Source organism: Nocardioides ultimimeridianus, assembly GCF_054777895.1.
In genome coordinates this window covers 21113-33123 of the sequence record NZ_BAAHAB010000011.1, presented here as the reverse complement: position 1 = coordinate 33123, position 12011 = coordinate 21113, and the positions used below count along the sequence as shown (strand labels likewise).

At 71.4% G+C, this 12011-nt stretch carries 10 protein-coding genes; 4 read left to right on the top strand and 6 right to left on the bottom strand.

The window, feature by feature from the left end; translation table 11 throughout:
- Positions 1–4: 4 nt before the first annotated feature.
- From ACYU8V_RS11600 to ACYU8V_RS11580, 5 genes are all read right to left on the bottom strand, one after another.
- Entirely contained in the window at positions 5–1240 is a 1236-nt protein-coding gene (locus tag ACYU8V_RS11600; RefSeq protein WP_460847503.1) for a cytochrome P450, read from the bottom strand.
- Positions 1241–1347: 107 nt separating this feature from the next.
- The gene (locus ACYU8V_RS11595) at positions 1348–2715 is read right to left on the bottom strand and encodes an LLM class flavin-dependent oxidoreductase (RefSeq protein ID WP_460847502.1); all 1368 of its coding nucleotides are present in this window, start codon (positions 2713–2715) and stop codon (positions 1348–1350) included.
- 27 nt (positions 2716–2742) lie between these two features.
- On the bottom strand, positions 2743–3585 hold the full coding sequence (locus tag ACYU8V_RS11590) for an ABC transporter permease (protein ID WP_460847500.1): 843 nt from the start codon (positions 3583–3585) through the stop codon (positions 2743–2745).
- Complete coding sequence (locus ACYU8V_RS11585; protein WP_460847499.1) at positions 3566–4411, bottom strand: ABC transporter ATP-binding protein; 846 nt, start codon at positions 4409–4411, stop codon at positions 3566–3568. Before ACYU8V_RS11585 ends, ACYU8V_RS11590 begins: the two co-directional genes overlap by 20 nt.
- A 9-nt stretch (positions 4412–4420) precedes the next feature.
- On the bottom strand, positions 4421–5443 hold the full coding sequence (locus tag ACYU8V_RS11580; RefSeq protein WP_460847498.1) for an ABC transporter substrate-binding protein: 1023 nt from the start codon (positions 5441–5443) through the stop codon (positions 4421–4423).
- A gap of 137 nt (positions 5444–5580) precedes the next feature.
- Between ACYU8V_RS11580 and ACYU8V_RS11575 the strand changes: the two genes are divergently transcribed.
- The gene (locus ACYU8V_RS11575; RefSeq protein WP_460847496.1) at positions 5581–6150 is read left to right on the top strand and encodes a TetR/AcrR family transcriptional regulator; all 570 of its coding nucleotides are present in this window, start codon (positions 5581–5583) and stop codon (positions 6148–6150) included.
- A 4-nt stretch (positions 6151–6154) separates the two neighbouring features.
- Here ACYU8V_RS11575 and ACYU8V_RS11570 read toward each other — a convergent pair whose 3' ends face one another.
- A complete protein-coding gene (locus tag ACYU8V_RS11570; protein WP_460847495.1) occupies positions 6155–7390 on the bottom strand; it encodes a hypothetical protein in 1236 nt (411 codons plus the stop codon).
- Between the two features lie 268 nt (positions 7391–7658).
- Between ACYU8V_RS11570 and ACYU8V_RS11565 the strand changes: the two genes are divergently transcribed.
- The 3 genes from ACYU8V_RS11565 (at position 7659) to aceE (ending at position 12000) form a co-directional block, all read left to right on the top strand.
- Positions 7659–8321: a lipoyl protein ligase domain-containing protein gene (locus ACYU8V_RS11565; RefSeq protein ID WP_460847493.1), complete on the top strand. Its 663-nt coding sequence runs from the start codon at positions 7659–7661 to the stop codon at positions 8319–8321.
- Positions 8322–8345: 24 nt separating this feature from the next.
- Positions 8346–9239, top strand: a complete 894-nt coding sequence (locus tag ACYU8V_RS11560) for a LysR family transcriptional regulator (protein ID WP_460847492.1) — start codon at positions 8346–8348, stop codon at positions 9237–9239.
- A 109-nt stretch (positions 9240–9348) separates the two neighbouring features.
- The gene (gene aceE, locus ACYU8V_RS11555) at positions 9349–12000 is read left to right on the top strand and encodes a pyruvate dehydrogenase (acetyl-transferring), homodimeric type (RefSeq protein WP_460847491.1); all 2652 of its coding nucleotides are present in this window, start codon (positions 9349–9351) and stop codon (positions 11998–12000) included.
- The last annotated feature ends 11 nt before the right edge of the window (positions 12001–12011 follow it).

Genomic DNA, 12011 nt, shown 5'->3' with positions numbered 1-12011 from the left:
CGCCCTACAGCACGCGCAGCGGCACCGACAGCGGCCGCCGCACGTACGCCCCGGGCGCCCAGGTGACACCGGCCGCATCGACGGCGAAGTCGGGGATCGCGGCGAGGAGCTCCTCGAGCGCGACCCGGGCCTGGAGGCGGGCGGCGGCCGAGCCGAGGCAGTGGTGGTGTCCCTGCCCGAAGGCGAGGATCCGGGTGGGGCGGCGGCGGATGTCGAGCTGCTCGGCGTCGGCGCCGAAGACCCGCCAGTCGCGGTTGGCGGCGGCGTACAGCAGGAGGACCCGGCGTCCTGCGGGGATCCTCACGCCGTGCAGCTCGACGTCGCGGGTCGTGGTGCGGGCCAGCCCCTGCACCGGGCTGCTGAGCCGCAGGAACTCCTCGACGGCGTGCGGGATGAGGGCCGGGTCGTCGGCGAGGTCCTCGCGCTGGTCCGGGTGCAGCGCCAGCAGCTGGACCGCCTCGCCGAGCAGGCCGGTGGTGGTGTCGTTGCCGCCGGTGATCATGGTGAAGACGAACCCCAGCACCCCCAGCAGGTCCGGCCCTTCCTCGGCGGAGGAGGCCGCGACCAGGTGGGACACGGTGTCGGCGGCCATCACCCCCCGCGCCTGCTCGGTACGCCGCCGGTCGACCAGCTCGGCGAAGTAGCCCATCAGCTCGCCCACGGCCTCGGCGGCGCCGAGCACGGCCGCCTCCGGGCCGCCGTCCGCGTTCGCGGCCACGATGGCCGAGGACCACCGGTCGAACCGCTCGTGGTCGGCCTCCGGAACGCCGAGGTAGTGGGCCACCACCAGGCTGGGCAGCGGCTTGAACAGCTCGGCCACCACGTCGCCGCCGCCGGCGTCGGCCAGCCGCGCGACCCGCTCCCGCACGAACGACCGCACCACGGGCTCGATCTCGCCGACCTGGCGCGGCGTGAACCCGCGGGCCACCAGCCGGCGGAACGCGGTGTGCGTCGGCGGGTCGGTCATCACCATCGGCGGACTCGCGTCGAGGCCGAGCAGCGCCAGGTCGTCGTACGACGTGGTCAGGCCGCTGGCGCTGGAGAAGGTCTCCGCGTCGAGCGCGGCGGCCAGCACGTCGTCGTACCGGCTGAGCACGAAGAAGTCGTCCTCGGGACGCCGCGGCGGGACGACGTGATGCACCGGGTCCTCGTCGCGGAGCCAGGCGTACGAAGCCCAGGGACTGCGCCAGGCCTCGCCCCCACCCGGGACGTACCCGCACGCGCACCCCGTCATCGGCATCCCGGCATCTTGGAACAGGTTCTCGTCCGCGTCCAGGGTTTCGAGGAGAGAAAGGGGGGATCCACCGAGGCTGGTCGGTGGATCCCCCGTCCTGCAGGGCAACAGGATCAGGCGGTCGCTGCTTCCTTCCCAACAGCCCGCCCGGCGGCGTACACGCTCTCGGGCCGTGGCAACCCGTAGTGATCACGCAGCGTGTCGCCGGCGTACTCGGTCCGGAACAGACCGCGCTCCTGCAGGATCGGCACCACCGTGGTGGTGAAGGCGTCGAGCAGCTGGGGGTACAGCGGCGGCATCACGTTGAAGCCGTCGGCCGCCCCGTTCTGGAACCACTCGGTGATCAGGTCGGCGACCTGCAGCGGCGTGCCGGCCACGACGTTGTGGCCGCGGCCGCCGGCCAGGCGGTGCAGCAGCTCGCGCAGGGTGGGCCGGTCGCGCTCGACGATGTTGGCGACGACCATGAGCCGGGAGCGGTTGTTGTCGAGCACGTCGCCGGAGCCCACGAACAGCTCGGCGGGCACCTTCTCGTCGAGCTCGAGGTGGCTCAGGGAGATGCCGCCGAGGGCCTCGAGCTGGGCGAGTCCGTACGCCGGCACGGTGAGCGAGTTGACGTAGGCCTGCAGCTCGCGGGCCTCCGCCTCCGTGTCGCCGAGGAAGGCACTGATGCCGGGCAGCACCTTCACGTGGTCGGGGTTGCGGCCCAGCCCGACGGCGCGCGCCTTGATGTCGGCGTAGAACGCCTGCGCGTCGCCGATGGTCTGGTGCGCGGTGAAGATCGCCTCGGCGTTGCGGGCCGCGAACGCCCGCCCCTCGTTGGAGGACCCGGCCTGGATGTAGACCGGCCGGCCCTGCGGCGATCGGGGCGCCGCCAGTGCGCCGGCGACCTGGTAGTAGCGGCCGACGTGCTCGATCGCGTGCACCTTCTCGGGATCGAAGTAGTGGCCGGTGGAGCGGTCGGCGAGGATCGCGTCGTCCTCCCACGAGTCCCACAACTTGGTGACGACGTCGATGAACTCCTGGGCCCGGGCGTAGCGCTCCTCGGGCGTCGGGATCTCGGCGAGGTTGAAGTTGCGGGCCACCGCGTCGGACTGGGTCGTGACGATGTTCCAGCCGGCGCGGCCGTGGGAGGAGAAGTCGACCGAGGAGAACAGCCGGGCCAGGTTGTAGGGCTCGTAGAAGGTCGTCGAGGCCGTGGCGATCAGCCCGATCTTCGAGGTGCGCGTGCTGATCGCGGCGAGCCGGGTGATCGGCTCCAGGTGCCCGGTGGGGCGGTACGGCGTGGCCGAGAACATGCCGGGCGCGTCGGCGAAGAAGATCGCGTCCAGCTTGGCCTCCTCGGCCTTCTGTGCGAGCTCGATGTAGTAGTCGATGTCGTTGGCGCGCTCCACCGACGACTCCGGGTGGCGCCACGAGGCCTCGTGGTGGCCGGTGTCCATCAGGAACGCGTTGAGGTTGAGCTGACGCTTCGGTGCGGTCATCGGGGTTCTCCTGGGATGAGGGTGGGATCAGGCCGGACGCCAGCGCGAGAAGCGCCGCTCCAGCCAGACCAGGCCGTAGTTGACGGCGACGCCGAGGATCGAGGTGGTGAGGATCGCGGCGTACATCTTGGGGATCAGGAAGTTCATGTTCGAGTAGTTGATGAGGAAGCCCAGGCCCGCGGTGGCGCCGATCATCTCGGCGGCGATGAGGACCAGGATCGCGGCGGCGCCGGAGATCCGGATGCCGGTGAAGATGGTCGGGATCGCGGCCGGGAAGACGACCTTGCGGAAGGTCTGCACCGGCGAGAGCCCGAGCACCTTGGCCGAGCGCAGCAGCTGCGGGTCGACGGTGGCCACGCCGGAGATGGTGGAGAGCAGCACCGGGAAGAAGCAGGCGTAGGCGACGATCGCGATCTTCGAGGTCTCCCCGATGCCCAGCACGAGCGTGAACACCGGAAGGATCGCGAGGGCAGCGGTGCTGCGGAACAGCTCGAGCACGGGGGTGAAGAACTCCCGCACCGGGCGGTACCAGGCGATCGCCGCGCCGAGCGGGATCGCCAACGCGATCGCGACGACGAAGCCGACGCCCGACCGCACCACGCTGGCCCGGAGGTTCCGCAGCAGCGAGCCGTCCGTGGCGATCGACCACCACTCGCGCAGCACCACGTGCAGCGGCGGGATCAGGTAGTCGTCGACCAGCCCGAGCCGGGGCACGAACTCCCAGATCAGGGCGACCGTGAGGAGGCCGGCGACGCCGCGGGCGACCGTGACCACCTTGGTACGCCGGAGCGAGACCCCCTTCGCGCGGGCGGACTCCTCCTGGCGCGGGTTCGGCCGCGCCTCGGTCTTCTCAGCCAGCAAGCTGGACATCGGCTGCCTCCTCCCTGCGGTGGGACCCGGCGGCGGTCAGGTGCTGCTGGCGCAGCAGCGACCAGATCCGGTGCCGGTAGTCGGCGAACTGGCGGGTGGCGCGGACGTCGGTCTCCCCCGCGTCGCTGCGGTCGAGGTCGACGCCGATCACCTCCCGGATCCGCCCGGGCCGGGCGCTCATGACGGCGACCCGCTGGCCCAGGAAGACGGCCTCCTCGATGTCGTGGGTGATGAACACGACCGTCGTACCGGTGCGCCGCCAGATCCCCAGCAGCTCCTCCTGGAGCCGCTCGCGCGTCTGCGCGTCGAGGGCGCCGAAGGGCTCGTCCATGAGCAGCACCTCGGGCTCGTACGACAGGCTCCGCGCGATCGCGACCCGCTGCTTCATGCCGCCGGAGAGCTCGTGCGGGTAGCGGTTCGCGAACTCGGTGAGGCCCACCAGCTGCAGGTACTCCCGGGCCTTGGCCGCCCGCTCGCGCCGGGTCAGGCCGCCCTTGGCCTCGAGCGCGAACTCGATGTTGGCGGCGGCGGTGCGCCACGGGAGGAGGGTGTACTGCTGGAACACCACGCTGCGGTCCAGGCCCGGCCCGGTGATCGGCCGCCCGTCCACGGTCAGCCGGCCCGACGAGGGCGTCGCCAGACCCGCGATCAGGTCGAGCACGGTGGACTTGCCGCAGCCCGACGGGCCGACCAGGGTGAGGAACTCGCCCGCCTGGATGGTGAGGTCCAGGTCGTCCAGCGCGACGAACTCGCGCAGCTGCTTGTCGTCGTCGCCGCGGACCCAGAAGGTCTGCCGGACGCCGCTCAGCTCGATCCGTGAGCTCATGGCCCCTCCTCAGGCGTTCGGGTTGAGGTCGTTGGTGTAGACCGCCGAGACGTCGAAGCCGGACTTGATCTCGCCGCGCCCTTCGAGCCAGTCGGTCCACCGGGAGATGTCCTGCGGCTCGATCACCGGCTTGGCGGGCAGGCCGAGGTCACCGGGGTAGTTGGCCTGGATCGCCTCGATGTAGTCGCCGAGGCCGTGGCTCTTGAGGTAGGGGAAGTAGATGTCGAAGACCTGCTGCTTGGTGTGCGTCTCGAGGTACTGCACCGCGGTGGCGATGCCCGCGACGACCTTCTTGGCCACGTCCGGGTTGTCCTTGATGAAGTCGTCGCGCATGGTGAACGCGCCGCCGACGTACGGGCCGCCGAGGGCCTTGACGTCGTCGGTGATCTCCTTGACCGGGTGCTCCGCGGCGAGCTGCTGGTAGGCGATGTAGTTCACGACCGCGGCGTCGACCTGGCCCTTGGCGAGGGCGTCGGGGGTGTTGAGCGGCGGCAGCGGGACGAGCGTGATCTTGCTGATCTCGTCGCTGGTCAGGCCCTGCTGCTGGAACCAGGTGTCGAGGAACGCCTCCGCGTTGGCGCCCAGGGTGTTGACCGCGATCCGGTTGCCGATCAGGCTCTTGGCGTCGGTGATGGCGGAGCCGTCGAGGACGACCAGCTTCATGCCGGTCTTGCTGTTCGCGCCGTAGGACGGGAACACCGCCTTGATCGGGGCGCCCGTGGAGACCAGCTGGGCGATCGCCCCGTAGAACGCCGAGGCGCCGATGTCGGTCTGGTGGGAGACCAGCGCCTGCAGGGCCTGCGGGCCACCGGTCACGTCGCCGACCCGCTTGAGCTCGACGCCGTCGAGCTTGCCGAGCGCGTCGGCGAAGAGCAGCGGGTCGACCGCGCCGGCGTACCCCTGGTAGCGCACGACGTTCGAGCCGCCGCCCTCGGCGTTGGCGGAGCACGCGGTCAGGGCTGCGAGCGCGGCGAGGAGGAGGGCGAAGGTGGCGGCGAGCCGTCGTCGGCGGTGCGTCGTGGTGTGGGACATGCGGACCATTCAATCTCTACTGAATCAGTAGACAAATGGTTCCGATCTCCCTGAGCGGAGGGGAATCAACAGACGTCCGGACGGGCCGGCCGCGGCGGTCCTACGATGTCGCCACCGTCGAGGGAGGAACGCAGCCGATGAGCGAGTCCGGCGTACGCCGCAACGAGGCCCTGCGCAACAGCTGGTACGCCGCCGGCGAGGAGATCCTCGCGACCGAGGGGTACGGCGGGCTCAAGCTGGCCGCGCTGTGTCGCCGGCTCGGCGTGACGACCGGGTCGTTCTACCACTCCTTCGACAACTGGCAGGACTTCACCGACTCGCTGCTCGCGCACTGGGTCGCGGAGCGGACCCAGCAGACCATCGACATCGCCCGGCAGACCGAGGACCCCATCGCCCGGCTGCAGCTGCTGCTCGAGGCCAGCCATGCGCTGCTGCACCGCACCGAGGGCGCGATCCGGGTGTGGGCCGCGATCGACCCGCGCGTGGGCGAGGTGCAGAAGCGCGTGGACGAGGGCCGCTACGAGGTCGTGCACGAGGCCATGGAGGCCGTCGTCGGCCCCGAGCGCGCCGAGGCCTTCACGGTGTGGGGCATGAGCACCCTGGTGGGATACGAGATGCTCGCGGCCGAGCACGGCCGCGAGCATCTCCTCTGGTCCCTTCAGTCGATCCTCGCCGACGCGCAGCGCGCTGCGGCCGGCGAGGACTGACGCGTCAGCAGCCCAGCAGGCCGCAGATGATGCCACCGAGCAGGGTCTGCAGGGTGTTGGTGACCGTGCTCAGCGGGTTGCTCGGGCTGGAGAACGAGCCACCGGTGATGCTCGACAGCACCGTGGTGATCTCGTCGGTCAGCGCGGTCACCTGGGACGGGTCGAGGGTCCCGGCGCCGGTCAGCATCGTCTGGAGCTGGCTCGGGTCGATCCCGCTCGCGCCGAGGCCGCTGAGCAGGCCGGTCAGCTGAGTGGCGTCCAGCGAGCCCGCACCCGGGAACGCGCCGAGGAGCGCGGTCAGCTGGGTCGGGTCGAGGGTGGTGCTGGCGCCCGGGTAGAGGGTGTCCAGCAGCGTGGTCAGCTGCGACGGGTCCAGGGCCGGCAGCGTGCCGCCGTTGCCGGCGGCCGACAGCGCGCCCAGCAGCGTGCCCAGGGCCTGCGCCGGGTCGGTCTGCGCACCCAGCAGCGAGCCCAGCAGCTCGGTGATGACCGTGCTCGGGTCGGCCGGGTTGCTCAGGCCGGTCGCACCCAGGTCGCCGAGGGCACCGGTGAGGGTGGTCAGCAGGGCGGTGAGCTGGGACGGGTCGAGCGAGCCGCCGGTCAGCAGGCCGGTGAGCTGGCTCGGGTCGAGCTGGTCGGCACCCGGCAGGCCGGCGAGCAGGTTCGTCAGCGTGGTCGGGTCGAGCGAGGAGGCGCCACCGAAGGAGTTCAGGATCGCGGTGAGCTGGTCGGGGTTGAGCGAGCTGCTGGCGCCCGGGTAGAGGGTGTCGAGCAGCGTGGTCAGCTGGCTGGCGTCCAGCGCCGGGATCGAGCCGCCGTTCAGGCCGGCGGTGAGCAGACCGAGGAGGCTGCCCAGGCCCGCGGCCGGGTCGGGCGTCGTACCGCCGCCGCCACCGTTGTTGGTGCAGGCGGTCGCCTGGGCCGCGCGGGCGTGGCGCAGCGCGACGACAGCGCGGTGGTGCTGGCGGGTCCGCTTGTGGACCAGCTTGCGCGCCTTCTTCACCTTGGCCTTGCGGTGGTGCTGGCTGTGCTTGGCCTTCTTGAGCGCCCGCTTCGCCTTGACCAGGCGGTGGTGGGTGACGCGCTCGCGGTGCAGGGCGTGGGCCGCCGCGTCCTTGGCATTCGTGCAGGCGGCGGAGTCGGCGGCTCGGGCGGGGCCGGCCGGCGCGACGGCCAGCATCCCCACTCCCAGGGCGAGGCAGCACAGGATGCTGACGGTCAGACGGCGTAGGACGGACATGGGTCTCCTCGAAGATGACGGGCTGAGGTCCGTCCAGTCGGCTCCGGCCACCACGATCTGAGGAGTCAGCGGACCAGAGGTCTAGTCCGGTCCGGGCAAAATCCGGGGTTCCGGGGACAGCGGCTCCCCCGACCGGCATGCTTCACCTCGACCCCGCCGCGTTGACCCGAGACTTCGCGGCGGGGTCTTTCACACCCGCAGGTCGCCCCACACGACCCGCGGGTGTGTTTGTTCCGGGCCACCCCGGCCGTCCTGCACAATCTCGGACATGCGCCTGCTGCACGTCGACGGCTCGGTCGCCGACTTCCACGCCCGCGTGATCCCCGCCGGTCTGGAGGGGGCCGAGGCATGGCTGTTCACCCCCGCGGAGCGCGCGCTCGTCCTCGGCAGCGCGCAGCAGGAGTCGGCAGCGGACCTCGAGCGAGCGGCGGCCGAGGGCGTCTCCGTCGTACGACGGCGCAGCGGGGGTGGGGCCGTGTACGTCGATCCCGCGCACTCGCTGTGGCTGGACGTGGTCGTCCCGCGCGGGGATGCGCGGTGGAGCGACGACGTCCGCGCCTCGACGTACTGGCTGGGTGAGGCGTGGCTGCGCGCGCTGCTCTCGGTCGGCCTCGACGCCGAGCTGCACCGCGGCGGCCTGGAGTCGACCGCGTGGGGCCGGCAGGTCTGCTTCGGCGCGCTCGGGCCGGGCGAGGTGCTCGTGGGCGGCCGCAAGGCGGTGGGGATCTCGCAGCGGCGTACCAAGGACGGCGCGCGGTTCCAGTGCATCGTCTACGACCGCTGGGACCCGTACGACGTCCTCGACCGGCTGGTCCTCAGCGACGCCGACCGGGCCCGGGCGGGCGCGGACCTGGCCGATGTCGCGGCGGGGGTGGGCGACCGGCTCCCGGAGGTTCGCGACGCGATCCTCGCCGAGCTGCTGGGCTCCTGACCCATGCACTGAGAGCATGGGTGGGTGGAGATCGAGACCATCCGCTCATTCCTCGCCGTCGCCGACGGCCTGACCGTGACCGAGGCGGCCGACCGGGCGCACCGCACCCAGCCGGCGATGTCCCGCGCCCTGGCGCGCTTCGAGCGGGAGGCGGGAACAGCCCTGTTCCAGCGGGTCGGGCGCGGCCTGGTGCTCACGCCCGCCGGCCACGAGATGGCGGTCCACGCCCGGCGGATGCTCGATGCCTACGACCTCGGGCTCGGAGCGGTGCGGGACATGGCCTCGGCGGACGGCGGGTTCGTGCCGCTCGCCTTCCTGCACACCCTCGGCACGTGGCTGGTGCCGGAGCTGGTCCGCACGTTCCGCGCCGAGCGCCCGCATGTGCGCTTCGACCTGCGCCAGCACGGCGACGCGGGCCTCGTCGACGACCTGCTCTCGGGCGCCATCGACCTGGCCATCACCGGCGACCGGCCGCTGCACCCGCAGATCGAGAGCGAGGTCCTCCTCGACGAGCCGCTGCGCCTGGTCGTCCCACCGAACCACCGGCTCGCCCGGCGCCGCTCGATCCGGCTGCGCGACGTCGCCGAGGAGACGTTCATCGTGCTCAAGCCGGGCTTCAGCCTGCGCGCGGTGACCCAGGACCTGTGCCGCGAGGCGGGCTTCGAGCCGAGGTTCGGGTTCGAGGGCGAGGAGGTCGAGACGCTCCGCGGTCTCGTGTACGCCGGACTCGGGGTCGCCCTGCTCCCCGACCCGCACAGCGTCGGCGCCCCCGCCGCCCCGCACCTGCGGATCGCCGGCGTGCGGGCGGTCCGCGAGATCGGCCTGGCATGGATCCGGGACCGCCGGCTCCCGCCCGCCTCGGAGCACTTCCGTGCGCACGCGCTGCACAACGCGAGGAAGGCGCTCACCGCCCACTGACATGCATCTAATGCATGGATATCCCGTGGATTAGGCATTGGACGCATGAGTCCTGAGGACGCAGAATGGGTGGCGCACGTCACTTCCCCACCTGAAGGGCCCCCGCCTGATGACCGACCTCGATCCCGCCGAGACGCAGGAGTGGCGCGACGCCCTCGCCGCCGTCCTGGAGTACGACGGCGAGCCGCGGACGAAGTATCTGCTCGACCAGCTCATCGACGAGGCCCAGCGGCTCGGCGCCCGGGTCCCGTTCCGCGCGACGACGCCGTACGTGAACACGGTGCCCGTCGACGAGGAGCCGACCCACCCCGGCGACCGCGACATCGAGCACCGGATCCGCTCCGCGATCCGCTGGAACGCGCTGGCCATGGTGCTGCGCGCCAACAAGGACTCGACCGAGCTCGGCGGCCACCTGTCCAGCTTCCAGTCCGCCGCGACCCTGTACGACGTCGGCTTCCAGCACTTCTGGCACGCCCCGTCGGAGAAGAACGGCGGCGACCTGGTCTACGTCCAGGGCCACCTGTCGCCGGGCATCTACGCGCGCGCGTTCCTCGAGGGCCGGCTCACCGAGGCGCAGCTGGACAGCTTCCGCCAGGAGACCGGCGGGAACGGGTTGTCGTCGTACCCGCACCCCTGGCTGATGCCGGACTTCTGGCAGTTCCCGACCGTCTCGATGGGCCTGGGGCCGTTGATGGCGATCTACCAGGCCCGGTTCCTGAAGTACCTGCACGCGCGCGGCCTCGCCGACACCGCCGGCCGGAAGGTCTGGGCGTTCCTCGGCGACGGCGAGACCGACGAGCCGGAGTCGCTCGGCGCGATCTCGATGGCCGCCCGCGAGAAGCTCGACAACCTGGTCTTCGTCATCAACTGCAACCTGCAGCGCCTCGACGGGCCGGTGCGCGGCAACGGCAAGATCATCCAGGAGCTCGAGGGCGTCTTCCGCGGTGCCGGGTGGAACGTCATCAAGCTGATCTGGGGCTCGGGCTGGGACCAGCTGCTCAAGCAGGACTCCAGCGGCGCGCTGAAGCGCCGGATGATGGAGTGCGTCGACGGCGAGTACCAGACCTACAAGTCCAAGGACGGCGCCTACGTCCGCGAGCACTTCTTCGGCGTCGACCCGGAGCTGAGGGCGATGGTCGCCGACTGGTCGGACGACGAGATCTGGCGGCTCACCCGCGGTGGCCACGACCCGCAGAAGGTGTACGCCGCCTACGCGGCCGCCAACGCCCACACCGGCTCGCCCACCGTGGTCCTGGCCAAGACCGTCAAGGGCTACGGCCTCGGCGCGGCGGGCGAGGCGCAGAACATCGCGCACCAGTCCAAGAAGGTGGCCGAGCCCGCGCTGCGCGCCTTCCGCGACCGGTTCTCGATCCCGGTCGACGACGAGCACCTGATGGACCACCCCTACGTCTCGTTCGCGGAGGGCACGCCGGAGCACGCCTACCTGCACGCGCGCCGCCAGGAGCTGGGCGGCTACCTGCCGACCCGCCGCCGCACGTCGGCCGCGCTGGAGATCCCGGCCGTCGAGGACTTCGCGGGGCCGCAGCTGGCCGGCACGAACGGCCGCGAGGTCTCCACGACGATGGCGTTCGTCCAGATCCTCACCAAGCTCCTGCGCGACAAGCAGATCGGCAAGCGGATCGTCCCGATCGTCCCCGACGAGGCGCGCACCTTCGGCATGGAGGGCCTGTTCCGCCAGGTCGGCATCTACTCCCAGTCCGGGCAGCTCTACACGCCCGAGGACGCCGAGCAGCTGATGTTCTACAAGGAGGACGCCTCCGGGCAGATCCTGCAGGAGGGCATCAACGAGGCCGGCGCGATGTCGTCGTGGATCGCCGCGGCCACGTCGTACTCCTCCAGCGACACCCCGATGATCCCGTTCTACATCTACTACTCGATGTTCGGGTTCCAGCGGATCGGCGACCTGGCCTGGGCCGCCGGCGACATGCGGGCGCGGGGCTTCCTGCTCGGCGGCACCGCCGGCCGGACCACGCTCAACGGCGAGGGCCTCCAGCACGAGGACGGGCACAGCCACCTGCAGGCGGCGCTGATCCCGAACTGCGTCGCCTACGACCCGACGTACGCCTACGAGGTCGCGGTGATCATCGCCGACGGCATGCGCCGGATGTACGTCGAGCAGGAGGACGTCTTCTTCTACCTGACCCTGATGAACGAGAACTACGAGCACCCGGCGATGCCCGAGGGCGCCGCGGAGGGGATCCTCAAGGGGCTCTACCTGCTGCGGCCCGCGGGCGGACGCGCGAAGGCCAAGGTGCAGCTGATGGGCTCGGGCACCATCCTGCGCGAGGTCCTCGCGGCCGCCGACCTGCTGGCCAAGGACTTCAAGATCACCGCCGACGTGTGGTCCGCGCCCAGCTTCACCGAGCTGCGCCGCGACGGGCTGGCCGTCGAGCGGTGGAACACCCTGCACCCCGAGGAGAAGCCGCGCACGTCGTACGTCGAGGAGTGCCTGGCCGGCCGCAACGGCCCGGTCATCGCGGCCACCGACTACATGAAGTCGTACGCCGACCAGATCCGCGCCTTCGTGCCCGGCTCGTTCACGGCGCTGGGCACCGACGGCTTCGGCCGGTCGGACTACCGGCGCAACCTGCGCAGCCACTTCGAGGTGGACCGGCACTTCATCGCCGTCACCGCGCTGCGCCGCCTGGTCGACGAGGGCGTCGTGACGCCTGACGTCGTCGCCCAGGCCATCGAGAAGTACGGCATCGATCCCGACCGGGCCGACCCGGCCCACGCGTGAGGACAGACCCC